The sequence below is a fragment of the Pseudomonas sp. B20(2017) genome, from assembly GCF_002113125.1.
Lineage (GTDB): Bacteria > Pseudomonadota > Gammaproteobacteria > Pseudomonadales > Pseudomonadaceae > Aquipseudomonas.
Genome location: NZ_NEJP01000005.1, coordinates 73,569 through 97,639 on the forward strand (window position 1 = coordinate 73,569; position 24,071 = coordinate 97,639).

At 60.2% G+C, this 24,071-nt stretch carries 18 protein-coding genes; 11 read left to right on the top strand and 7 right to left on the bottom strand.

Annotation, left to right across the window (positions count from 1 at the left end; genetic code table 11):
* The first annotated feature begins 82 nt into the window (after positions 1-82).
* The 9 genes from CAF63_RS08945 (at position 83) to CAF63_RS08985 (ending at position 10,056) form a co-directional block, all read left to right on the top strand.
* Positions 83-838: a DeoR/GlpR family transcriptional regulator gene (locus tag CAF63_RS08945; protein ID WP_007953179.1), complete on the top strand. Its 756-nt coding sequence runs from the start codon at positions 83-85 to the stop codon at positions 836-838.
* A gap of 318 nt (positions 839-1,156) precedes the next feature.
* Positions 1,157-2,695 carry a glycerol-3-phosphate dehydrogenase gene (glpD, locus tag CAF63_RS08950; RefSeq protein WP_085684518.1) on the top strand — a complete coding sequence of 513 codons (1,539 nt, stop codon included), beginning with the start codon at positions 1,157-1,159 and terminating at the stop codon, positions 2,693-2,695.
* Between the two features lie 339 nt (positions 2,696-3,034).
* Positions 3,035-3,961, top strand: a complete 927-nt coding sequence (locus CAF63_RS08955) for a glutamate/aspartate ABC transporter substrate-binding protein (RefSeq protein ID WP_085684520.1) — start codon at positions 3,035-3,037, stop codon at positions 3,959-3,961.
* A gap of 192 nt (positions 3,962-4,153) precedes the next feature.
* A complete protein-coding gene (locus CAF63_RS08960; RefSeq protein ID WP_085684522.1) occupies positions 4,154-4,900 on the top strand; it encodes an amino acid ABC transporter permease in 747 nt (248 codons plus the stop codon).
* Positions 4,900-5,571 carry an amino acid ABC transporter permease gene (locus CAF63_RS08965; RefSeq protein WP_085684524.1) on the top strand — a complete coding sequence of 224 codons (672 nt, stop codon included), beginning with the start codon at positions 4,900-4,902 and terminating at the stop codon, positions 5,569-5,571. Before CAF63_RS08960 ends, CAF63_RS08965 begins: the two co-directional genes overlap by 1 nt.
* On the top strand, positions 5,568-6,302 hold the full coding sequence (locus CAF63_RS08970) for an amino acid ABC transporter ATP-binding protein (protein WP_007953170.1): 735 nt from the start codon (positions 5,568-5,570) through the stop codon (positions 6,300-6,302). Before CAF63_RS08965 ends, CAF63_RS08970 begins: the two co-directional genes overlap by 4 nt.
* 165 nt (positions 6,303-6,467) lie before the next feature.
* Positions 6,468-8,381: a sensor histidine kinase gene (locus CAF63_RS08975; protein WP_085684525.1), complete on the top strand. Its 1,914-nt coding sequence runs from the start codon at positions 6,468-6,470 to the stop codon at positions 8,379-8,381.
* Positions 8,378-9,706: a sigma-54 dependent transcriptional regulator gene (locus CAF63_RS08980; RefSeq protein ID WP_085684527.1), complete on the top strand. Its 1,329-nt coding sequence runs from the start codon at positions 8,378-8,380 to the stop codon at positions 9,704-9,706. The genes CAF63_RS08975 and CAF63_RS08980 overlap by 4 nt, the downstream gene beginning before the upstream one ends.
* A gap of 20 nt (positions 9,707-9,726) precedes the next feature.
* Positions 9,727-10,056, top strand: coding sequence for a GlpM family protein (locus CAF63_RS08985; RefSeq protein ID WP_178081283.1), 330 nt, complete (start codon positions 9,727-9,729; stop codon positions 10,054-10,056).
* A 42-nt stretch (positions 10,057-10,098) separates the two neighbouring features.
* On the opposite strand, the gene CAF63_RS28345 is transcribed toward CAF63_RS08985, so the two are convergent.
* Complete coding sequence (locus CAF63_RS28345; RefSeq protein ID WP_143492438.1) at positions 10,099-10,548, bottom strand: hypothetical protein; 450 nt, start codon at positions 10,546-10,548, stop codon at positions 10,099-10,101.
* A 175-nt stretch (positions 10,549-10,723) separates the two neighbouring features.
* Positions 10,724-11,755 (bottom strand): alpha/beta fold hydrolase, encoded by a 1,032-nt coding sequence (locus CAF63_RS08990; protein WP_085684531.1) that lies wholly within the window; start codon positions 11,753-11,755, stop codon positions 10,724-10,726.
* 212 nt (positions 11,756-11,967) lie between these two features.
* Here CAF63_RS08990 and CAF63_RS08995 point away from each other — a divergent pair, with 212 nt between their 5' ends.
* Positions 11,968-17,520 (top strand): dermonecrotic toxin domain-containing protein, encoded by a 5,553-nt coding sequence (locus CAF63_RS08995; RefSeq protein WP_085684533.1) that lies wholly within the window; start codon positions 11,968-11,970, stop codon positions 17,518-17,520.
* A 52-nt stretch (positions 17,521-17,572) separates the two neighbouring features.
* Here CAF63_RS08995 and metE read toward each other — a convergent pair whose 3' ends face one another.
* Positions 17,573-19,885, bottom strand: coding sequence for a 5-methyltetrahydropteroyltriglutamate--homocysteine S-methyltransferase (gene metE / locus CAF63_RS09000; RefSeq protein WP_085684535.1), 2,313 nt, complete (start codon positions 19,883-19,885; stop codon positions 17,573-17,575).
* A gap of 111 nt (positions 19,886-19,996) precedes the next feature.
* On the opposite strand from metE, the gene metR reads away from it, so the two are divergent.
* Positions 19,997-20,914 (top strand): transcriptional regulator MetR, encoded by a 918-nt coding sequence (metR, locus tag CAF63_RS09005; RefSeq protein WP_007953158.1) that lies wholly within the window; start codon positions 19,997-19,999, stop codon positions 20,912-20,914.
* An 82-nt stretch (positions 20,915-20,996) separates the two neighbouring features.
* On the opposite strand, the gene CAF63_RS09010 is transcribed toward metR, so the two are convergent.
* From CAF63_RS09010 to CAF63_RS09025, 4 genes are all read right to left on the bottom strand, one after another.
* The gene (locus tag CAF63_RS09010) at positions 20,997-21,539 is read right to left on the bottom strand and encodes a GNAT family N-acetyltransferase (RefSeq protein ID WP_085684537.1); all 543 of its coding nucleotides are present in this window, start codon (positions 21,537-21,539) and stop codon (positions 20,997-20,999) included.
* A 2-nt stretch (positions 21,540-21,541) separates the two neighbouring features.
* Positions 21,542-22,180: a LysE family translocator gene (locus CAF63_RS09015; RefSeq protein ID WP_085684539.1), complete on the bottom strand. Its 639-nt coding sequence runs from the start codon at positions 22,178-22,180 to the stop codon at positions 21,542-21,544.
* Positions 22,181-22,203: 23 nt separating this feature from the next.
* A complete protein-coding gene (locus tag CAF63_RS09020) occupies positions 22,204-22,629 on the bottom strand; it encodes an NUDIX domain-containing protein (RefSeq protein WP_085684541.1) in 426 nt (141 codons plus the stop codon).
* Between the two features lie 76 nt (positions 22,630-22,705).
* Positions 22,706-24,031 (bottom strand): APC family permease, encoded by a 1,326-nt coding sequence (locus CAF63_RS09025; protein WP_085684543.1) that lies wholly within the window; start codon positions 24,029-24,031, stop codon positions 22,706-22,708.
* Positions 24,032-24,071 lie beyond the last annotated feature (40 nt).

Sequence of the window (24,071 nt, forward strand, 5' to 3'; positions counted from 1 at the left end):
TTCACGTTGTTTGGAAACTGGTCGGGAGGAGATTCCTGCGTCATCATGGGCAAATTTTGCACGGCAGCCCAAAGGAAGCCCCATGAATCTGCCTCCCCGTCAGCAGCAAATCCTCGAGCTGGTCCGCGAACGCGGCTATGTGAGCATCGAGGAAATGGCCACGCTGTTCGTTGTTACCCCGCAAACCATCCGCCGCGATATCAATCAACTGGCGGAAGCCAATCTGCTGCGTCGCTACCACGGCGGCGCCGCCTATGACTCCAGCGTCGAAAACACCGCCTACGCGATGCGCGCCGATCAGATGCGCGATGAAAAGCAACGCATCGGTGAAGCCATCGCCGCGCAGATTCCCGATCACGCCTCGCTGTTCATCAATATCGGCACCACCACCGAATCGATTGCCCGCGCCCTGCTCAATCACAGCCATCTGAAGATCATCACCAACAACCTGCACGTCGCTTCGATGCTCAGCGCAAAGGATGATTTCGATGTGCTGCTCACCGGCGGCAACGTGCGTCGCGACGGCGGCGTGGTGGGTCAGGCTAGCGTGGACTTCATCAACCAGTTCAAGGTCGATTTTGCGCTGGTGGGCATCAGCGGCATCGACGAAGACGGCAGCCTGCTCGACTTCGATTACCAGGAAGTGCGGGTGTCCCAGGCGATCATCGCCAATGCCCGGCAGGTGATCCTGGCGGCGGACTCCAGCAAATTCGGCCGTAACGCGATGATCCGCCTCGGCCCGATCAGCCTGATCGATTGCCTGGTGACCGATCAGCAACCGGTGCCAGCCCTGGCGCAATTGCTGAGCCAGCACAAGATTCGCCTGGAAGTCGTTTAACCCGTCTTTACATCCACAGCGCCTGTTCTGGCGCCTTCGCGGGCAAGCCCGCTCCCACAGTGGTCGGTTGTGCTCACAAACCTTGTGGTCGACTCAAAACCTGTGGGAGCGGGCTTGCCCGCGAAGGCGATCTCATAGGCGCCCTGATCCGCGCTGACGCGCATTTCATGTTCGAAAATTTTCCTTTCACGGGCCTTCGATGAGTTTTTTCAATCGAAGTCGACTGGCTGCGCGCGTCTTTATGGGCTACCATTTTCGCAAATGAACATTTATGTTCGATTTCCAAGACAGAAAATCAAAAGAGCCCGAGGCCAGCCGATGTCCACATCTACCTTGCGTACGCCCCCTATCTCCGAGATCTACGACATCGCCGTCATTGGCGGCGGGATCAATGGCGTGGGGATCGCAGCGGATGCCGCCGGTCGCGGTCTTTCGGTGTTCCTTTGCGAAAAGGACGATCTGGCCAGCCACACCTCCTCGGCCAGCAGCAAGCTGATCCACGGCGGCTTGCGCTACCTCGAACATTACGAGTTCCGTCTGGTACGCGAAGCCCTCGCCGAACGCGAAGTGCTGCTGGCCAAGGCCCCACACATCGTCAAGCCAATGCGTTTCGTGCTGCCGCACCGCCCGCATCTGCGTCCGGCGTGGATGATCCGTGCAGGTCTGTTCCTCTATGACCACCTCGGCAAGCGCGAAAAGCTCGCAGGCTCGAAAAGCCTGAAGTTCGGCACCGACAGCGCACTGAAGAGCGAAATCAGCAAAGGCTTCGAATACTCCGATTGCTGGGTCGACGACGCCCGCCTCGTGGTGCTGAACGCCATGGCCGCCCGTGAAAAAGGCGCGCACATTCACACCCAGACCCGTTGCGTCAGCGCCCGCCGCGCCAAGGGCTTGTGGCACCTGAACCTGGAACGCGCCGACGGCAGCCTGTTTTCGATCACCGCCAAAGCGCTGGTGAACGCCGCCGGCCCGTGGGTCGCCAAGTTCATCCGTGACGACCTGAAGATGGAGTCGCCGTACGGCATCCGTCTGATCCAGGGCAGCCACATCATCGTGCCGAAACTGTACGAAGGCGATCACGCGCACATCCTGCAAAACGAAGATCAGCGCATCGTTTTCACCATTCCGTACCTGAACAACCTGACGCTGATCGGCACCACCGACCGCGAGTACACCGGCGATCCGGCCAAAGTGGCGATCACCGACGGCGAAACCGATTACCTGCTGAAAGTGGTCAACGCCCACTTCAAGAAGCAGATCAGCCGTGACGACATCCTGCACACTTATTCGGGCGTGCGTCCGCTGTGCAACGATGAGTCCGATAACCCGTCGGCCGTGACCCGCGACTACACCCTCGCGCTGTCCGGCAGCACCGAAGAAGCACCGCTGCTGTCGGTGTTCGGCGGCAAGCTGACCACCTACCGCAAACTCGCCGAGTCGGCGATGGCGCAGCTGATGCCGTACTTCACCCAGATGCGCCCGAGCTGGACGGCCACCGCCACCCTGCCCGGCGGCGAAGACATGACCACGCCACAGGCCCTGAGCGCGCTGATCCGCGACAAGTTCGACTGGGTTCCGACCGAAATCGCTCGCCGCTGGGCCACCACCTACGGCAGCCGCACCTGGCGCATGCTCGAAGGCGTCGACACCCTGGCCGACATGGGCGAACACATCGGCGGCGGGCTCTACACCCGTGAAGTCGATTACCTGTGCAGCGAAGAATGGGCCACCACGGCACACGACATCCTGTGGCGTCGCAGCAAACTGGGCCTGTTCACCACACCGGCCGAGCAAGAGCGACTGGCGGCGTACCTGAACAAAGTCGAGCAGAACCGCAGCAAGATCGAAGCGGCCTGATCCGCTCGTCGCTGAACAAAAAGCCCCTGAATCGAAAGATTCAGGGGCTTTTTGCATTCAGGCTGAAACAAGGTGCAATGAGGACGTTCGGTTTTCCGAACGCGACCTGGCGGTCAATTCGGTTAACCGGATCAGATTCACCAAAAAACACCATCACAAAACTTTAATAACGTTATAAATCAATGCCTTAATCGTTGGCGACTGGTCTGGCACGACTCATGCTCTACACTCCTTCGACGAATGCCTGTTGCGCCAACACAACAGGAGCCGTCAGGCATTCGAAGTACAAAGGGCCCGCTCAACCGGCTCCATAAAAAAAACAATGTCGAGGAAAATTTGATGCGCATCGTTCCCCATATCCTGGGCGCAGCCATTGCTGCCGCTCTGATCAGCACACCAGTTTTCGCTGCCGAACTCACCGGCACCCTTAAGAAGATCAACGACTCGGGCACCATCACCCTCGGGCATCGTGACAGCTCCATTCCCTTCTCCTACATCGCCGATGCTTCGGGTAAACCTGTGGGCTACTCCCACGACATTCAGGTCGCTATCGTCGAAGCCCTGAAAAAAGACCTGAACAAGCCTGACCTGAACGCCAAGTACAACCTGGTCACCTCGCAAACCCGTATTCCTCTGGTGCAGAACGGCACCGTGGACATCGAGTGCGGCTCCACCACCAACAACGCCGAACGCGCCCAGCAAGTCGACTTCACCGTCAACATCTTCGAAATCGGCACCCGCCTGCTGGTCAAGAAAGACAAGGAAGGCAAGCCGTCCTACAACGACTTTGCCGATCTGAAAGGCAAGAACGTCGTGACCACCGCCGGCACCACCTCCGAGCGCATCATCAAGGCGATGAACGCCGACAAGCAGATGGGCATGAACGTCATCTCTGCCAAGGACCACGGTGAGTCCTTCCAGATGCTGGAGAGCGGCCGCGCCGTCGCCTTCATGATGGACGACGCCCTGCTGGCCGGCGAAGAAGCCAAGGCCAAAAAGCCGGACGACTGGGTCATCACTGGTACTCCACAGTCCTTTGAAGCCTACGCGTGTATGGTTCGCAAAGACGACCCGGCCTTCAAGAAGGCTGTAGACGACGCCATCGTCGCGCTCTACAAGTCCGGCGAGATCAACAAGATCTACAGCAAGTGGTTCGAAAGCCCGATCCCGCCGAAGGGTCTGAACCTGAACTTCCCGATGAGCGAAAAGGTTAAAGAGCTGATCGCCAATCCGAGCGACAAGCCTGCGCCAGACGTAAAAATCTGACACTGATCTAACCTTGTCACCTGAGGGAGCCAATCCTCCCTTGGGCGACAGTTAATACCTGCTGGTTTCAACTGGAACACTCGACCTGGTGGTTTTCGAGCCGATCGCGTGTGCCTGACGTTCAACGTCAGACGGGAAAGGATCTTCCCCAGGCGGGCACTTGTACATCGATCGAATCGAGGGGAGACCCTAATGAATTACAACTGGGACTGGGGCGTGTTCTTCAAGTCCACCGGCGTGGGCAGCGAGACCTATCTCGACTGGTTCATCTCCGGCCTGGGCTGGACCATCGCCATCGCCATCGTGGCCTGGATCATTGCCCTGTTGCTGGGCTCGCTGCTGGGCATCATGCGCACCGTGCCGAACCGCATCGTGGCGGGCATCGCGACCTGCTACGTCGAACTGTTCCGTAACGTGCCGCTGCTGGTTCAGCTGTTCATCTGGTACTTCCTGGTGCCCGACATGCTGCCGCAGAACCTGCAGGACTGGTACAAGCAGGATCTGAACCCGACCACCTCGGCCTACCTGAGCGTTGTTGTCTGCCTGGGCCTGTTCACCGCCGCCCGGGTCTGCGAACAGGTTCGCACCGGTATCCAGGCGCTGCCACGGGGCCAGGAATCCGCCGCCCGCGCCATGGGTTTCAAGCTGCCGCAGATCTACTGGAACGTGCTGCTGCCACAGGCCTACCGGATCATCATTCCGCCGCTTACCTCGGAATTCCTGAACGTGTTCAAGAACTCCTCCGTGGCGTCCCTGATCGGTCTGATGGAGCTGCTGGCGCAAACCAAACAGACCGCCGAATTCTCGGCCAACCTGTTTGAAGCCTTCACCCTGGCGACCCTGATCTACTTCACCCTCAACATGAGCCTGATGCTGCTGATGCGCATGGTCGAGAAGAAAGTTGCCGTGCCCGGCCTGATCTCCGTGGGGGGTAAATAATGGAATTCGATTTCAGTGGCATCGTTCCGGCCATTCCCGGCCTGTGGAACGGCATGCTGATGACCCTCAAGCTGATGGCGCTGGGCGTTGTCGGCGGGATCATCCTCGGCACCATTCTCGCGCTGATGCGCCTGTCCCACAGCAAACTGCTGTCGAGCATCGCCGGCGCGTACGTCAACTATTTCCGTTCGATCCCGCTGCTGCTGGTGATTACCTGGTTCTACCTGGCAGTGCCGTTCGTGCTGCGCTGGATCACCGGCGAAGACACCCCGATCGGCGCATTCACCTCGTGCATCGTGGCTTTCATGATGTTCGAAGCGGCGTACTTCTGCGAAATCGTCCGGGCCGGCGTGCAGTCGATTCCCAAGGGCCAGATGGGCGCCGCCCAGGCACTGGGCATGACCTACGGCCAGATGATGCGCCTGATCATCCTGCCCCAGGCGTTCCGCAAGATGACCCCGTTGCTGCTGCAACAGAGCATCATCCTGTTCCAGGACACCTCGCTGGTTTACACCGTGGGCCTGGTGGACTTCCTCAACGCCTCGCGCGCCAGTGGCGACATCATTGGCCGCTCGAATGAGTTCCTGATCTTCGCAGGTCTCGTGTACTTCACCATCAGCTTTGCCGCCTCGCAGCTGGTCAAGCGTCTGCAAAAAAGGTTCGCCGTATGATCTCTATCAAGAACATCAACAAGTGGTATGGGGACTTCCAGGTGCTGACCGATTGCAGCACCGAGGTCAAAAAAGGTGAAGTGATCGTGGTCTGCGGTCCGTCCGGTTCGGGCAAGTCGACCCTGATCAAGTGCGTCAACGCACTGGAGCCGTTCCAGAAAGGCGACATCGTGGTCGACGGCACGTCGATTGCCGATCCGAAGACCAATCTGCCGAAACTGCGCTCGCGCGTCGGCATGGTGTTCCAGCATTTCGAACTGTTCCCGCACCTGACCATCACCGAAAACCTGACCATCGCGCAGATCAAGGTACTGGGCCGCAGCAAGGAAGAGGCAACCAAGAAAGGCCTGCAACTGCTTGAGCGCGTCGGTCTGTCGGCTCACGCCCACAAGCACCCGGGTCAACTGTCCGGCGGTCAGCAACAGCGTGTGGCGATCGCCCGTGCGCTGGCGATGGATCCGATCGTCATGCTGTTCGACGAACCGACCTCGGCGCTGGACCCGGAAATGGTCAACGAAGTGCTCGACGTGATGGTGCAACTGGCCCACGAAGGCATGACCATGATGTGCGTGACCCACGAAATGGGCTTCGCCCGTAAAGTGGCCGACCGCGTGATCTTCATGGACGCCGGCAAGATCATCGAAGACTGCAAGAAAGAAGAGTTCTTTGGCGACATCAGCCAACGCTCCGAACGCGCGCAGCATTTCCTCGAGAAAATCCTGCAGCACTAAAACCGCACACCGCTCCCCAACTGTGGGAGCGGGCTTGCTCGCGAAGGGGCCGGCACTTTCAACATCACCGTTGGCTGCCCCAGCGCTTTCGCGAGCGAGCCCGCTCCCACATTGGATCGATGATGATCCTGAGATTTGTGTTGTGGTTGACCCAAGGCATCTGTGATGAAATGCGACCCCACTCTCTATCGCGCCACGCCGCCATCACTTGCCGTGAAACCCCGTCTGATCCGCCACCTGTTCCTGCCGCCGCTGGTCATCGCCCTGATGATCGGACTGGGCTACATCGGCTTCTGGACCAGCGAACATTTCGGCATCCGCAGCCTCGGCGAAAACGGCCAGCGCCAGCTGGAACTGCACGCCCGTGCGGTCGAAAGCGAGATCAGCAAATACACCTACCTGCCCAGCCTGCTGGAACTCGAATCGAGTGTTTCGCAGTTGCTAGGCGACCCGACCCCGGAACACCGGCAAACGGTCAACGATTACCTTGAAGGCCTGAACCGGCGCAGCCGCAGTCGGGCCATCTACGTCATGGACACCACCGGCCGCGTCATGGCCACCAGCAACTGGCGCGACGTCGACAGCTACCTCGGTGAAGACCTGTCATTCCGCGCCTACTTCCAGAACGCCATCCGCGGCCAGCCCGGACGGTTCTACGGGATCGGCAGCACCAACGGCGAACCCGGCTATTACCTGGCCCACGGCCTTGAAGAACACGGCAAGATCATCGGCGTCGCCGTGGTCAAGGTGCGTCTGGAAGCCATGGAAGAACGCTGGCAGCGAGCGCGTCTCGAAGCCTTCGTCAGCGATGAAAACGGCATCATCATTCTCTCCAGCGATCCGGCCCGGCGCCTGAAATCGGTGATACCGCTGAGCGACGAGACCAAGGAAAAACTCGCCCGCAGCCTGCAGTACTACTGGTTCCCGCTGAACGAACTGCAACCGCTGGCCCGGGAAACCCTGTCTGAAGGCGTGGAGAAACTCACCTTCCCGGCCAACAGCGAAGTGCCGAGCCAACAGGACCGCGATGAAGAAAACATCAGCTATCTGGCGCAAACCCGGCCGCTGAGCGACACACCCTGGAATTTCACCCTGCTCACCCCGTTGCAGGACCTGCGCCGCGAGGCGATCAATCAGGGGATTCTGGTGGCCGTGGCGTTTGCCTTGGTGGCGTTCCTGCTGATCGCCTGGAACGAACGGCGCAAGGTCATCGCCACCCGCCTCGCCGCCCGCGAAGCCTTGCAGGAAGCCAACAATCAGCTGGAGCGTCGGATTACCGAACGCACCGCCGACCTGCGCGCCAGCAACGACCGGCTCAAGAGCCAGATCCGCGAACGGCGTCAGGCCGAAGAAACCTTGCGCCGCGCCCAGGACGAACTGGTGCAGGCCGGTAAACTCGCGGCCATCGGCCAGATGTCCACCAGCATCGCCCATGAACTGAACCAGCCGCTGGCGGCCATGCGCACGTTGTCGGGCAACACCATCCGTTTCCTTGAGCGCGGTCAGCTCGATGTCGCCAGCACCAACCTCAAGACCATCAACGACCTGATCGACCGCATGGGCCGGATCACCGCCAGCCTGCGCTCCTTCGCCCGGCGCGGCGACGACAAGGGCCGCGCCAGCCTCGGCAAAGCGGTGGATGCCGCGCTGCAAGTGCTCGGCGCCCGCGTCGAAAGTGCCTCCCTGCAACTGCATCGCCAGTTCGACGATGTGCAGGTGCAGATCGACCAGACGCGTCTGGAACAGATTCTAGTCAACCTGATCGGCAACGCCCTCGACGCCATGCAGGCGCAACCGCTGCCTGAACTGTGGCTGGAAGGCGAAGAATTCAACGGCAAATATCGCCTGCGGGTGCGCGACAACGGCCACGGCATCGACGCCGAAGCGCGCAAGCACTTGTTCGAACCATTCTTCACCACCAAACCCGGCGAACAGGGCCTGGGCCTCGGCCTGACCCTGTCGGCCAGCCTCGCCGCCGCCACCGGCGGGCATCTGGGTGTTGAACACCCGGCCAGCGGTGGTACCACCTTCGTCCTCAGTTTACCGTTGGTAAGCCCTACTCCTGCCGAGCCAATATGAACAACGACCTTAGTGTGCTGATCGTCGAAGACGATCCCCATGTGCTGCTCGGCTGCCAGCAGGCGCTGACCCTGGAAGACATCCCGTGCATCGGCGTGGGCAGTGCCGAAGAGGCGCTGGAGCAGGTCGGCGACAACTTCGCCGGGATCGTCATCAGCGACATTCGCCTGCCGGGCATCGACGGTCTGGAACTGCTGACCCGGCTCAAGCAACGCGACCGCAGCCTGCCGGTGGTACTGATTACCGGGCATGGCGACATCTCCATGGCCGTCGGCGCAATGCAGAAAGGCGCCTACGACTTCATGGAAAAGCCGTTCTCCCCTGAGCGTCTGGTCGATGTGGCCCGCCGCGCGCTGGAGCAACGCAGCCTGAATCGCGAAGTCTCGTCCCTGCGCCGGCAACTGGCCGAACGCGATTCCCTTGAAGGACGGATCATCGGCCGTTCGCCGGCCATGCAGAACCTGCGCGAGCTAATCGCCAACGTCGCCGACACCTCGGCCAACGTATTGATCGAAGGCGAAACCGGCACCGGCAAGGAACTGGTCGCCCGCTGCCTGCATGACTTCAGCCGCCGCCACACCAAACAATTCGTCGCGCTGAACTGCGGAGGCCTGCCGGAAAACCTGTTCGAAAGCGAAATCTTCGGCCACGAGGCCAACGCCTTCACCGGCGCCGGAAAACGGCGGATCGGCAAGATCGAACACGCCGACGGCGGCACGCTGTTCCTCGACGAAGTGGAAAGCATGCCGCTGCCGTTGCAGATAAAACTGCTGCGGGTGTTGCAGGAACGCACCCTTGAACGCCTCGGCTCGAACCAGAGTGTGGCGGTGGATTGCCGGGTGATTGCGGCCACCAAGTCCGACCTCGACGAATCGAGCAAGGCCGGGGAATTCCGCAGTGACTTGTACTACCGCCTCAACGTGGTGACGCTGGAACTGCCGCCCCTGCGCGAGCGCCGCGAAGACATCCTGCAACTGTTCGAACACTTCACCCAGCAATCGGCACTGCGTTTCGACCGGGCGCTGCCGGAGCTGGACAACCAGACGTTGTCGAGCCTGATGAGCCATGACTGGCCGGGCAACGTGCGCGAGTTGCGCAACGTCGCCGAGCGTTTTGCCCTCGGTTTACCGGCGTTCAAGAAAACCGGCGCGGGCAGCACAGGTCAGGGCCTGGCGTTCGCCGAAGCGGTGGAAGCGTTCGAACGCAACCTGCTCAGTGACGCCCTGCAACGCAGCGGCGGCAACCTGACCCAGGCCAGCCTCGAACTGGGTATGGCCAAGACCACGCTGTTCGACAAAGTGAAAAAATACGGCCTGAGCCATTAAGCGAGAACGACGTGGATCTGATTTTCAAGGCAATGCTCGGCGCGGCGGTGGTGGTAATCCTCGCCCTGCTGGCAAAGACCAAAAACTACTACATCGCAGGGCTGGTGCCGCTGTTCCCGACCTTTGCCCTGATCGCCCACTACATCGTCGGCAAGGGCCGCTCGATCGACGACCTGAAGACCACCATCGTCTTCGGCATGTGGTCGATCATTCCATACTTCGTCTATCTGGCGACGCTGTACGTGATGGTCGACCGCATGCGCCTCGAAGCTTCGCTGGCGGTTGCGGCCGTGGCGTGGCTGATGGCGGCGACAGTGCTGGTGTCGGTGTGGGTGCGGCTGCATGCATAAAAAATCACGCTCGTCACCGTTTACCGTTTACCGTGAGTCCAGCTATTTACATTGACTAGTTGTAAGGGCCCCACGGCAGTTGTTCAAATGACCAACTATTTCGGGTGTAGTTGTTAAATCCAGATAGGTGGTAGAAGAATTCACATGCACTACTGAAAGAGCTTCATTAATTGTGTTGCCTGTCCAATTACTAGTCGGATTAGTCCCACCATCCTTGCACGTAATTGAGTCAAAAGTGCATTTGCCATTTGGCTCAACCGCAATCGTATGTGTCAGGCAACTATGATTAGCAGTGTTATTATTCCAGGCAGTCTCACACGCATTTGGTGGTTTTGGCTTTCTAGCATCGTCCCACGCTGCTGCGGCCGCATCAAACTTTCCGGGATCAGCCAAATACGCCTCTTCCATTTCATCATCCGTCATGGCATAAGCGTGACCCGATATTACCTGCAGCAAAAACAACACCAGCACCCACAACTTTCCATTTCTCATGTCACTTTCCTTATAAAACCATTGCGTCATCGCAATATAAAAATAAACGGACAACCACAAGCACGCCACTGTCAGAAATGACAGTTCGCAAGATAAAAATGAAATAAGAAAACTTTGCTAAGAGCAAATTCAACTAGCTTTCTAAAATTATAGAAATAAAACTAAAGATCTACATTCAGAGAAAATCAGATCCCGAGCCTAAAATCTGCGCCCAGTGCGACGTGTCTTCGCGATGCTCGCGCAGATACGGCAACACCGCCGCCAGCAACGGCTCCTTGAACGCTTCCTGAAAACGGTGCGCCAGCCCCGGAATCAGCCGCAGCTGACTGCCGCGAATGTGCGCCGCCAGATGCACGCCGTGCATCACCGGCAGCAACGGATCCGCCGTGCCATGCACCACCAGCGTCGGGACGCGAAGTTGATTGAGCAACGCCACCCGACTGGGTTCGGCGAGGATTGCCATGATCTGGCGCTTCACGCCTTCAGGGTTGAACGCCCGGTCATAGGAAAGCGCCGCCTGATGCAGCAGCATCTGGCGATCATCAGCGACCGTCGGACTGCCCAGCGCCGCCAGCAGATCGGCCTGTTGCTCAAGCGCGATCTGGCGATTGGGTGCGCCACGCCGTGACAACAATTGCACCAGCGCCGCACTCGGCGCCGGCAGCCCTTCGGCGCCGGAACTGGTCATGATCAGCGTCAGGCTCTCGACCCGTTGCGGCGCCATCGCTGCCATGTGCTGGGCAATCATCCCGCCCATGCTCGCGCCGAGCACGTGGAATTGCTCGACGTGCAACGCGTCCATCAGGCCCAGCGCATCGTCGGCCATGTCGGTCAGGCTGTAAGGCGCCGCCACCGGCAGGCCGAGCTTGTAGCGCAGCACCTCAAAAGTCAGGTTGGCTTCCACCGGCGTCTGGCGCCAGGTCGACAGACCGACATCGCGGTTGTCATAACGGATCACCCGAAAACCCTGCTGACACAGCGCAACCACCACTTCATCCGGCCAGTGGATCAACTGCCCGCCCAGGCCCATCACCAGCAACAGCGCCGGATCCGACGCACGGCCGATGCTCTGGTAAGCCAGGCTCACCTGCTCCAGATCGACCCGTTCGGTCGGTACATTGACGTCGCAACGCGACGCCGCATAGGACGCTGGAACGAAAAAAACCGCGGCCAACAACGCCGCGATTGCAAAAAATCCCTTGAACATGAAAAACACCGAAACGCAGAACCCCAGTAGAGCGCGAGTCTGATGAAGTTTGTTCAAGCGCGCTGCCACAGTTCGATGACAGTTTGATGAAGAGTGCCGAGCGGTCATTTCCAGTGGCGATAACTATGTAGCACCACGGCCACAGGGCATTTTTTTCCAATGGCTCGTTATACGGAGTGGATCTCCCGCTCCTCGTCGCGAGCCACTTGACCATGTCCAAACACATTTTTGCCGATTACCCGGTGCCCGCGCGGCGCGTCTGGCCTGCTTCGCTGCCTTTGCCGAGCAATGTCGACAGCGCACTGTTACGCAGCGCCATGGATCGTTGGCACAGCGCCAGTCAGGGCTTGCAAGACCTGTTTGCCGGCGTGCCTTCCATCCGAGCTTCGCTGAACGATTTGCTGGAGCGTGAGCTTGATCTGGGCGAGCCGGACGCCGGTTTTCTCTTCCAGGCGACTGACACGCTCCCCTGGCAATTTGTCGGGTTCACGTCGTTGCTTGCCTTCATCTACCACAAGGAACAACCGCAGATCGCGCTCGACCGCCCCTGCTCAGTCGCCGGTCTGGGCAGCAATCACCCGATGGCAGCCTTGACGCCGATTCAATGCCTGCTCCGGATCAAGGCACTGGATCCGGAAAAGGAACTGAACCGGCGCTGGAACACCTATTGGAATGCCCGAGCCCCCGGCACGGCATTTTCACGCCGTGAACAGGCGGGTCGGTTGTACCAGTCGCATCTGGAGGCGACGGCTCAAGTGGCGCTGGCACAGCGCAGCCTGACCACCGACCAGTTACAACCGTTATGGCTGCTCATGGATGCCTCATCACCTGAACCACGTCTGGATGATCAGCCGGTGTACAGCGAACGTCTGGAGCTGGTGCCTGGCAATGACTGGCCGGGCCAGATTCCCGGCACCTGGGTGATCAGCGTTGGCGATCGACAATTCGGGCGTCAATTACTGTACTTGCCCCATCATCCGGTCCCCTTCCAATCGTTCGCCAGGCGCAGCGACCTGGAAGCCTGGTTGTCCGGCCAGGGATTCGCTCCGGAAGGACTGCCCGCAAGCGGACTGCGCTTTGAATACATCACCGGAACCCAGTCGTTGACCTCCGACGTGACGGACGTGCTGGCCCGGTTGCAACAGGTCCGGATCAACACCCTGCGTCAGGGCTCAGCCGGCAAAAACGGACTGGCCGAGCATGGCGCGCGGACACTTGAGCAGGCAGACCGACTGGAACGACAACTGCGTATTATCGGGATCACGGCCGCCCCCCCTGCATTGCCGCCTTCGATGCCGGCTACTCAGGATCAAGAACAGCCATTGTTCGGAGCCCTGACCGCAGATATTCCATGGTCGGTACGTCAGGCCGCACTGGAGCGGCAGCGCGACGCCCTGCAAATCTGGTCAACCGTCGCCACAGATGAAGATCGCCAGACGTTCGAGGATCAACTTCAACGTCTGGAAGCCGCAGAACTGGCAGCCGACTCGGCAGCTCAATCGATGCTGTATCGCGAACGCGTACTGGATATGGTCACCCTCAATCGCGAATTCACCTCTCTGCACCGGGCGCACAAAAACGGGCTGATCGCCGAAGCAGGGCTGCAGCACACGCTCAAGCAACTGAGCGAAGAACTGTACCAGGCACTGCTGTCTGTTCTGGACACGTCCGGCGATGGCGATGTCGACTGGTGTGCAGCCGAGATATCGCTCTCCTCGCGCGAGCCGTCTGACGCCTGCCGGCAGACGCTCAATGGGCCTCTGGTCATCACTCCCGTGGCCGCCCTGTCGGATCCCGCTGCACCTCATGCTCTGCTGCTGTATTGGCCGGGCACCGGTGGTGGACTGCAACGGTTCGACAATCGTCGTGAACTGGAACGCGAGGTGTTCAAGGTACAGGAGCAAGACCCATCGCTGACGTTGCAACTGAGCCGGATCACGGGCGATCCGTTGCAGCATGCCCTGAATCAGGTGTCTGGAGAGTTCGAGGAGCAGGCAGGCGTTATACGCCGCAGTTACAGTGACGCGGCCCGTTCGACGCTACGCGCCGAACATCTCGAAACACTGCGCCGGCAGTTTGTCGCCAGACTGCAAGTGCCTGTCAGTGCGGCGCGGCAACTTGCCTTCTCGCATCTGGCAGAGCAAGCCAAAAGCGCTGCCCTCGCCTCCAGTCTTCCGGACTGGTTGATCAACCTGCCCGAGGTCGACCGTGGCGGACTCAGATCGCTGATCGAGGCGTACATCAAAGCCATGCAGCGTAGTCAGGCCTTGATGGAAAGGGCCCTGCCACCGCGCGACGAATTCACCCGACAACATTTGCATGCCCGCCTGCGCAAGGATTTTTCGCTCAAGGGGCTTTTCGAAGTGCAAGTGGAACTGCCTGATTCGGTGGCCATGCAACAACATACGTACAACGCCCCCGGCGCACCGGGAACGCCAACGAAAACGGTCATGATCCCGAGCCCCGCTCGCAGCAAGACACCCCTTGAAACCCTCGCCCAGACCAATATCGACAATACACCGTCGATGAGCATGGAGCCGCTGGCACTGCGTCTGGGCTTCATGAAAGTAGACGTCACCGCATCCGACGAGACCGAGCGTCGGACCCTTGCAGCAGGCATTACCAAAGCTTACCTGACCAGGACACTGCCCGATCTGGACCTGCCCAAGGCTTACGAAACCCTGATCCACAAGGTGTTCATGGGGTCGAACGATGACACACCGTTCGTCAACGAACATCGTCGCGAATGCCTGCTGGAACCGTGGCGCTTGATGCTCAGGCTGCAAGGCGAATGCGCGCGGCTGCAAAAACAGATCAGCGTGCAGGATCTGCAAATCCTCGACATCGCCATCGATGCCGACACCTTCCCCGCCTGGCGTGCGAACAACAAGCGCATTGTCCTGCTGCCGGCCCTTCTCACCTCCGGCGGCAGGGACACACCCAACGAGGGCCCGGTGACCATCTCCGGAGTGAGTTTCATACAGGAACAGGTCAGCGGGACGACATTGCTGTACCTGGCCGACAGCCCCGATAGTCAGGTCCTGAGACGCTACGACAATCTTGAAGCCGCACGTAAGGCGCTATTCAACCTGTGCGTGCAGGAAAAATGGTCTCGCTACCTGGCCGGCCGGGCCGTACAGGGCGACGTACGCGCCCACGAGCACCGTATAGAGCAGGCCGTGCTCAAGCGCTTCGATACGTTGATCGGGGTGGGTGAACGCTGGCCGGCAACCACTTCATTGGCTGCGCACCTGCTCAATGCGCAAATGGGCCGGCTGATCCAGGCCCATCGCAGCACATCGCGCGCCAATGCCGACCTGGCTGACGAGCGTTATGCGTTGAGCGGTTCAAGAGTGTTTATCTACATCAAAATGGCCTTGGGTCTCGTGCCCTTTGTCGGCACTGCCATTGGCCTGTACGACGCCTGGACCAGCGCCAATCAGGCCGTGGCCGCATTTCTGCGTGGTGCGGTGGGCGATGGACTGGCCGAAATCGAAGGGTTGCTGCTGGCGCTGGTCGACGCTGCGATGGACATTCTGCCCACGGTAGGCGCAGGCAGCGGCGCCGCGACGCTGACGCGTAGCCGGCAGCTACGCAAACTGGCTGCCGGCCCAGCCGTGTTGCACGCACCCGACAAGCGAACGGCGAGACACATGAAGGAACGATTCGCCGGCTATGAGTACCAACAGCCTGTTTTCCTGAGTGGAATGGAACCGGCCAGCGCTGGCCTGTTTCGCAACGTCTATCGGCATGCCGACGGCGATTTTGTCTTCCGTCAGGGACGAGCTTATCAAGTCGAATTGAGCAAGGATTCGCGAGGCTGGCGCCTGGCCGGAAATTCGCAGAAAACTTACAAGCAACCGATTGCCCTTGATGAGGCCGGCAACTGGGACACTCATTTCGGCGTGTATGGAACGATGTTCGATGGCGGTGGCGCCGGCGGTGGCAATGTGTTCGGGCATCTTGCCGATGCGCTGGATCCGGTCTGGCCCATGAGCGTTCGTCAACGCCTGCCACGCTGGTGGGGAGACCGGGTGTTTCGTCGCCAGCACCAATTGACCGAGACGACCGATGACCTTGCCCGGCAGATCGATGTGCGATTCGCCGAAAGTCACGCAGCCATAACCCGTTACAACGACGCCCCCTTCGACCAGCGTCCGGCCTTGCGAGCCGCTGCCGATGCAGCCTGTATCGGCGATATTGAAATGGCCAGCCGGCGTTACCGGGTACTGACCGATCTGCTGCCTCTGACTCATGGCAACAAGCGGCGCAAGGTCATCGAATGCATGAGTCTGGATGCCTGGAAAGTGGCCGATCGTCTTCAGTTGCGTGTTCATCACGTCAATCACCAGATCAGTCCGCTGCTGGACCGGATTGACCCGCTGATCGAACGCCTGATCGAGCTGCCGGCAGATTTTCTCGGCGAGCACATTTCCCTTCACAGGCAAATTCGCAGTCTGCGTCTGGAAACAATGCAGAGAACCGAGGAGCTCGAACGGCTGATGGCCGATCTCAACCAATGGTACGAACGCATCAGCCTGCCCCGGGACAAGGCGCAAATGCGAGCCGAAATCGAGGGTTTGAACAAGCGACTGAGTGAGAGCAACCTGCTCTATCTCAAGACCGGCAGCCTGCTGGAGATGGTTCAGAACTACGATAAACTGAGCGAGGTGTCCTGGCACTTTCTGCACAACCAGGCACAAGACCTGCGGGCCAGGATCGACCGTGCCCTGTACACACAATTCAGTCTGCCCGAGACCAGCGCCACCCGCGCACAACGCAATCGGATATTGCAGGACTGTCTCGACACTTATGCGCAGTTTCGTCGAGCCATGACCGTGTGGACTGCCAGCTACTCCCAGCACTTTTACATGGAAGATGTCCCCGCTCTGCTGGCGGGCATCGAAAAAATGGCCGACCGGGCACGCAGGGCCTTCGAACTGCCGACAGTCACCGCCCCCATCGGCCGAAGTACCAAGAAGATCTTCACCACCGAGGACGACCAATTGCTGATTGGCATTGAGCATTGGGAATCGACTACCCAGACCCGTCGCTATCACTTGACCGGCAAGGGTGGCGCAGAAGAGATCTGGGAACAGGGCAGCAACGGCAAATACCGCCTGTTGAGTTCACCTGCCCGACCACCGACACCCGTGGAGCGGAACCTGCAAGCGCTGCTGACAGAGGCACGCACGCGACTGGATCGCTTGCCGGTGTACGAGATCAAGGTCAACACCCATGCCCGGCAAGACATGCTCCCGGTCGATCTGGAACACATGATGGTCAGCGAAGCAGACGAACTGATACGCCGGGCGCAACGTATCGAGCCGATCGATGCGCAGAACCCGCTCATCGCCATCCTGCGCGGCAAAGCGACCGAACTGCGGATCCGCGGACGACAAATGCGCACCCGCCAGTCACTGAACAGCAAGAACCCCACCGATGGCATGCTCGATGACCTGATCGGACAGAACGCAGTGGATATTCAAAAAGCTCAGCCGCTGAAAAACCTCGGCAAACGCAAGGACGGCCGCATCGATTACCTGCAGGAGTACAAAATCCGCGACCTGACCCAGGCTCAGCCACGTTTGCTGTGGTACGCCCACTTCCACTACACAAAGGCTACACCCGGTTTTCGCGATTTCGAAAAGGCCCATCTGAAATTGCCCGAACATCGATCCATGACCCATGCCGATAATCCTTCCCTGCCTTATGCCGACATCGGCAAGCGCTCGTCGGTGCTGATCCATTTCGAGAACCTGTAAAAGCAAAAGGGGGAACGGTTTACCCGCTCCCCCTTGCTGTTACGCTAACCGGCTATGCCAGGTGGCTACGCAACTGGCGTGCAGCCGCCACCATGTTCACCAGCGCAGCCTCCGTCTCCGGCCAGGCCCGAGTCTTCAGACCGCAATCCGGGTTGACCCACAGCCGCTGCGCGGGAATCCGTTTCACGGCTTTGGTCATCAACTTGACCATCTCGGCCGTGTCCGGCACGCGCGGCGAGTGGATGTCGTAGACGCCCGGGCCGATGTCGTTCGGGTAATCGAACGCTTCGAAGGCTTCGAGCAATTCCATGTCCGAACGCGAGGTTTCGATGGTGATCACGTCGGCGTCCATGTCCGCGATCGCCTTGATCACATCGTTGAATTCGCTGTAGCACATGTGGGTGTGGATCTGGGTTTCATCCTTCACGCCCGATGCAGTCAGACGGAACGCCTCCACGGCCCAGTCGAGGTATTCCTGCCACTGTGCACGGCGCAGCGGCAGCCCTTCGCGGAACGCGGCTTCGTCGATCTGCACGATCTTGATCCCGGCGTTTTCCAGGTCCACCACTTCGTCACGCAGGGCCAGCGCCAGTTGCTGCGCCTGAACCTTGCGCGATACATCCTCACGCGGGAACGACCACATCAGCATCGTCACCGGGCCGGTCAGCATGCCTTTCATGACCTTGTCGGTCAGGCTCTGGGCGTAGGTGATCCAGTCCACGGTCATGGCGTTCGGACGGGACAGATCGCCATAAATCACTGCCGGTTTCACGCAGCGGGAACCGTAGCTCTGGACCCAGCCGAAGCGGGTAAAGAGGTAACCGTCGAGCTGCTCGGCAAAGTACTCGACCATGTCGTTGCGCTCGGCTTCACCGTGCACCAGTACATCGAGGCCCAGACGCTCCTGGACTTGCACCGCATGGCGGATTTCGCTGCGCATAGCGTCGTGGTAATCGTTGGCCGACAGTTTGCCTTGCTTGAACGCCTGACGGGCCAGACGGATCGAACCGGTCTGCGGGAACGAACCAATGGTGGTGGTCGGGAACGTCGGCAATTTCAAACGCGCCTGCTGTGCGGCGATGCGTTTGGCAAACGGCGAATGGCGCTGGCTGTCGCTGGCGTTGATCGCTTCGATACGCGCCTGCACCTCGGCTTTGTGAATGCGTGGCGAGCGCGCGCGGCTTTCTTGAATCGCGCGGCTTTCAGCCAGTGCGCTTTGCACTTTCGGCGCTTGCGGATCGTTCAGCGCATCACGCAAAACCGAGATTTCGCTGCACTTCTGCACGGCAAATGCCAGCCAGCTTTTCAGCTCCGGATCGAGCTTGTCTTCACGCTCGACGTCCACCGGACTGTGCAGCAACGAGCAGGAGCTGCTGACCCACAGGTTGTCGCCAAAACGCTCCTGTGCGGGTTGCAGTTGTGCCAGCGCCTGCTCCAGTTCGCAACGCCAGACGTTGCGACCGTTGACCAGACCCACCGAAAGAATCTTGTAGGTCGGCAGGCGATCGAGCACCTGACCGAGCTGATCCGGCGCACGCACGGCGTCGATGTGCAGGCCTTGCACCGGCAGGCCGACGGCCAGGCCGAGGTTGTCTTGCAGACCGCTGAAATAGGTCGCCACCAGTTTCTTCAACGGCGAGTACTGAAGGATGTGATAGGCGCGTTCGAACGCACTTTTCCAGGCTTGCGGCAGGTCGAGGGTGAGGATCGGTTCGTCGATCTGCACCCACTCCACGCCCTGTGCCGCGAGACGACCGAGGATTTCGTTGTACACCGGCAGCAGGCGCTCAAGCAGATCGAGCTTGTCGAAGTCGTTGCCTTTCGCCTTGCCCAGCCACAGGTAAGTCAGCGGGCCGATGATCACCGGTTTGACGTTGTGACCGAGGGCTTTGGCTTCTTCGACTTCATCGAACAGCTGTTCCCAGCTCAGCTTGAACTGTTGGTCTGCGGTGAATTCCGGGACCAGGTAGTGGTAGTTGGTGTCGAACCACTTGGTCAGCTCTTGTGCGTATTGGGTCTTGCCGTGCTCACCGCCACAGCAGGAAGACGTGGCGCCACGGGCCATTGCAAACAAGGTGTCGAGAGTCGGCAGGCCGTGCTCGTCACGCACACCGTCGAAACGCTCGGGGATCACACCAAAGGTCAGCGAGTGGGTCAGCACCTGGTCGTACCAGGCAAAGTCGCCGACCGGCAGCAGGTCGATGCCGGCGTCTTTCTGCAATTGCCAGTGCCTGGCGCGCAGCTCACGGCCGACCTGATTCAGGGACGCCTGATCGAGATCGCCTTTCCAATAGGCTTCGAGGGCTTTTTTCAGTTCACGGTCGGCGCCGATGCGCGGGAAACCAAGGGTGTGGGCCACGGCCATGTCGAGTGTTCTCCATTGCGTAAAAGATGGCGCCATTGTCGACAGCCAGAGCAACATGAGACAAACTCAACCTTTTCGTGTTGATCACAAATTTTCCTCATGGAGCCTGCGGTGCTTGAGATCCGTCACCTGAAAACCCTGCATGCCCTGCGCGAAGCCGACAGCCTGGTGGATGCAGCCGACCGCCTGCACCTGACCCAGTCGGCGCTGTCTCATCAGTTCAAGGAACTGGAAGAGCGCATGGGCATGCCGTTGTTCGTGCGCAAGACCAAACCGGTGCGCTTCACCAGCGCCGGCCTGCGCCTGCTGCAACTGGCCGACGCGACCCTGCCGCTGCTGCGCGCCGCCGAACGTGACATCGGGCGTCTGGCCGGGGGCACCGCCGGGCGTCTGCACATGGCCATCGAATGCCACAGCTGCTTCCAGTGGCTGATGCCGACCATCGACCAGTTCCGCGATGCGTGGCCGGAAGTCGAACTCGACCTCGCTTCGGGTTTCTCGTTTGCCCCGCTGCCGGCCCTGGCCCGGGGCGACCTGGATCTGGTGGTGACCTCCGATCCGCTGGAAATCGCCGGCATCACCTACGTGCCGCTGTTCACCTACGAAGCCATGCTCGCGGTCGCCAACCAGCACGCCTTGGCGAGCAAACCGTACATCGTCCCCGAAGACTTGCTGACGGAAACCCTGATCACTTATCCGGTGGAACGCGACCGGCTGGACATCTTCACCCGCTTCCTCGAACCCGCCGACATCGAACCGGCGCAAGTCCGCACCTCGGAACTGACGGTGATGATGATGCAGCTGGTGGCCAGCGGCCGTGGCGTGTGCGGCATGCCGCACTGGGCGCTGCATGAGTACAGCTCGCGCGGTTACGTGAAGGGCAAACGGCTGGGCGAGAAAGGTCTGTTCGCGACGCTGTACGCGGCGATCCGCGCTGACATGCTCGACGCGCCATACATGCGCGACTTCCTGCTGACGGCCAAGGACACTTCGTTCTCGACCCTCGATGGGGTCAGCGCGGTTCGTTGATTGCACGAGTGACATAAATCAACTGTGGGAGCGAGCTTGCTCGCGATAGCAATCTAGCAGTCACCCTCCTGGTGACTGACAGTCAGTCATCGCGAGCAAGCTCGCTCCCACAGGTTATGTGGTGAGGTTGGGGTTCACACCACATGTGGATCTTGTCGAAGTAGTCCTCGCCGACCCGTACCGCCATCGGTTCAAGACCAAACTGGATGAAGCCGCAGCGTTGATACAACTGGAACGCCGCGTCATTGCCGGCAGTGACGGTCAATTGAATGACTTTCAGCGCCGGGTGTTGTTGCGCTTCGCCCAGCACCGCCTCCATCAATTTCAGCCCCAGCCCGCGCTGACGAAATTCAGCCGACACATACATGCCGAATACCGTTGCCTTGTGCCGGGCCTTCTCCCGAGGCTCGAACGCCAGGCCGACAATGCCCGCCAGCCGGCCGCCTTCGAACGCGCCGAACACCGCGTCGAGCTTGCTGGTCAGGCGTGATTCCCACCAGCTCAGCGGCATCACTGCGCGCTCGCGCACGCTGGAGGTGAAGGCCTGCGGATGCCGGTCATAGGCTTCCAGCATCAATTCGCGATAGGCCAGCGCATGACTGGCGTCCAGCCGTTCGATCCACATGTTCAGGCGGCCTTGCGCTGTTCAAGCATCAGCCGCACGGCCAGGCCGCCCAGCACGAACCCCATGAAATAACGCTGCGCCGCGAGCCAGGTCGGGTTGTTGACGAACCATGAAGCGATGCCCGCCGCGAACAGCGCGATCAACAGGTTGACGCTGAAACTGACGCTGATCTGGGTCAGACCGAGGATGATGCTTTGAGTGAACACCGAGCCGTGCTCTGGCGATATGAATTGCGGAAATACCGAGAGGTAGAACACCGCGATTTTCGGGTTCAGGGCGCTGGTGAGAAAGCCCATGGTGACCAGTTTGCGCGAGGAATCCGCCGGCAACTGTTGCGCCTCGAACGGTGAGCGGGCGCCCGGCTTCACCGCTTGCCAGGCCAGCCACAGCAGGTACAGCGCACCGGCCCATTTCAACACTTCATAGGCCATCGGCACCGCGAGAAACACCGCAGTCAAACCAGCGGCGGCTGCGAACAGATGCACGAAGAACCCCGCGACCACGCCGAGCAGCGAGGTCACCCCGGCGCGGCGTCCCTGGCAGATCGAACGCGAGATCAGGTAGATCATGTTCGGCCCCGGCGTCAGTACCATCAGCAGTGCGGCGGCGGCAAAAATCAGCAGGTCTTGAAGCGGGATCATGACGAAGTCCTTTGCACGAATGATCAGGCGATCGCGGTCAGCGAGGCTCGATAAAACGGCAGGATCAGGTCACGTGTCAATGGGGCGAGAACCACATCGCCGTCGGTGGCCGGGTCGATCCAGATCACCTCTTCGATCTCGGCGGCCGGAGACACTTCGGTGTCGATGGTCAGCTGAAAGATCTCGGCCTGCACGACGAATCCCGGCTCGTTGGCGGCGGGTGCCGAGAACGGACCGAGAAAGCTCGCCTGCGCCGGATCGATCACCAGCCCCAATTCTTCTTCCAGCTCACGGGCCAGCGCATGCACCGGCAGTTCATGCGGTTCGATCTTGCCGCCCGGCTGCATGAACGCCGTGGTGCCGCGCTTGCGCACCAGCAGGGTCTGGCCCTCGGGGTTGAGCAACAGCGCGGCGGCAATGCGAATGGTGGAGTTATTCGTGGTCGACATGAACGGAAAGCCTTTGACTCAAAAAACGACAAGCATCACACGCCCGCCGTTCATGAGCAAAGGCTCGACCGGAATGTCAGGCCACTTCCTGGAAATCCATCTCCGGCGGCTGTCGGCGGAAACCACCCGTAAGCACCGCCAGGTACACGACCCCAATCGCCAGCCAGCTCAGGCCCAGATACACCGCCAGGTGATCGAGGCTGACCATCAGCCACAAGTCCGCCGCCAGGCCGATGAACGGGAAGATCAGGAACAGGATCAACTCGCGCAGACCCTTTTTCTCGCCGCCGATCCAGTAGTGAAAAATCACCGACAGGTTGACCAGACTGAACGCCAGAAACGCGCCGAAGTTGATGAACGAGGTCGAGGTGGTCACGTCGAGTTTCAGCGCCAGCAAGGCCACCACCGCACACAGCAGGATGCTGTTGACCGGCGTGCCGAAGCGCTCGTGCAAGGTGCCGAAGAATGACTTGGGCAAGACGCCGTCACGGCCCATCGCGAACAACAAGCGCGAACCGCTGGCCTGCGCCGACAGGCCCGAGGCGAACTGACCGACGATCAGGCCGATCAGGAAGATCGACACGAACAGATCACCGCCAATGTTGCGCGCAATCTCGTAGGCCGCCGAGTCGACGCTGTCGAACTGGAACGACGGATGGGCGATCTGCACGAAGTACGAGACGCCGACAAAAATCAGCCCGCCGATCAGGGTGATCAACATAATTGCCCGAGGGATGGTGCGACGTGGATCGCGGGTTTCTTCGGTGAGCGTGCTGACCGCGTCGAAACCGAGGAACGAGTAGCAGGCGATGGCGGCCCCGCTCATGATCAGCGGCATCTGCATGTCGCCATTGAAGAACGGTTTGATCGACCACAACGGCGTGCTGGCATCGCCGCCGACGTAATGCACGCACAGCGCGACGAAAGCGACCAGCACCAGGAACTGCACCAGCATCAGCAAGGCGTTGATGCCGTTGGCAAGCTTCAGACCGATGATGTTGATCGCGCTGGTGATGCCGATGAACGCCAGCACCCAGATCCACTGCGGGATCGAGGGGAAGGCCGAGGCGAGGTACGCGGCGCCGATCAGCCAGATCGCCATCGGCAGAAACAGATAGTCGAGCAGCACCGCCCAACCGGCGATGAAGCCGAGTTTCGGGCTGATGGCCTTGCGCACGTAGCTGTAGGCCGAGCCGGCCACCGGAAACGCGGCGGCCATGCGGCCATAACTCATGGCGGTAAAGAACATCGCCACCAGCGCCGCCAGATACGCGGCGGGCACCATGCCGGCGGTGGACTGGGCGAGGATGCCGAACGTGCCGAGGACAATGATCGGCGTCATGTAGGCGATGCCGAACAGCACCACCGACCCCAGCGAAAGGGTGCGTTGCAAACGAGCCATGGGCGACTTACTCCGGATTTTATTGGATTTATGGCAGAGG

Coding starts and splice junctions, on each gene's coding strand:
- CAF63_RS08945 (WP_007953179.1), top strand. CDS start 83: ATGAATCTGCCTCCCCGTCAGCAGCAAATCCTCGAGCTGGTCCGCGAA.
- glpD (WP_085684518.1), top strand. CDS start 1,157: ATGTCCACATCTACCTTGCGTACGCCCCCTATCTCCGAGATCTACGAC.
- CAF63_RS08955 (WP_085684520.1), top strand. CDS start 3,035: ATGCGCATCGTTCCCCATATCCTGGGCGCAGCCATTGCTGCCGCTCTG.
- CAF63_RS08960 (WP_085684522.1), top strand. CDS start 4,154: ATGAATTACAACTGGGACTGGGGCGTGTTCTTCAAGTCCACCGGCGTG.
- CAF63_RS08965 (WP_085684524.1), top strand. CDS start 4,900: ATGGAATTCGATTTCAGTGGCATCGTTCCGGCCATTCCCGGCCTGTGG.
- CAF63_RS08970 (WP_007953170.1), top strand. CDS start 5,568: ATGATCTCTATCAAGAACATCAACAAGTGGTATGGGGACTTCCAGGTG.
- CAF63_RS08975 (WP_085684525.1), top strand. CDS start 6,468: ATGAAATGCGACCCCACTCTCTATCGCGCCACGCCGCCATCACTTGCC.
- CAF63_RS08980 (WP_085684527.1), top strand. CDS start 8,378: ATGAACAACGACCTTAGTGTGCTGATCGTCGAAGACGATCCCCATGTG.
- CAF63_RS28345 (WP_143492438.1), bottom strand. CDS start 10,548: ATGAGAAATGGAAAGTTGTGGGTGCTGGTGTTGTTTTTGCTGCAGGTA.
- CAF63_RS08990 (WP_085684531.1), bottom strand. CDS start 11,755: ATGTTCAAGGGATTTTTTGCAATCGCGGCGTTGTTGGCCGCGGTTTTT.
- CAF63_RS08995 (WP_085684533.1), top strand. CDS start 11,968: ATGTCCAAACACATTTTTGCCGATTACCCGGTGCCCGCGCGGCGCGTC.
- metE (WP_085684535.1), bottom strand. CDS start 19,885: ATGGCCGTGGCCCACACCCTTGGTTTCCCGCGCATCGGCGCCGACCGT.
- CAF63_RS09010 (WP_085684537.1), bottom strand. CDS start 21,539: ATGTGGATCGAACGGCTGGACGCCAGTCATGCGCTGGCCTATCGCGAA.
- CAF63_RS09015 (WP_085684539.1), bottom strand. CDS start 22,180: ATGATCCCGCTTCAAGACCTGCTGATTTTTGCCGCCGCCGCACTGCTG.
- CAF63_RS09020 (WP_085684541.1), bottom strand. CDS start 22,629: ATGTCGACCACGAATAACTCCACCATTCGCATTGCCGCCGCGCTGTTG.
- CAF63_RS09025 (WP_085684543.1), bottom strand. CDS start 24,031: ATGGCTCGTTTGCAACGCACCCTTTCGCTGGGGTCGGTGGTGCTGTTC.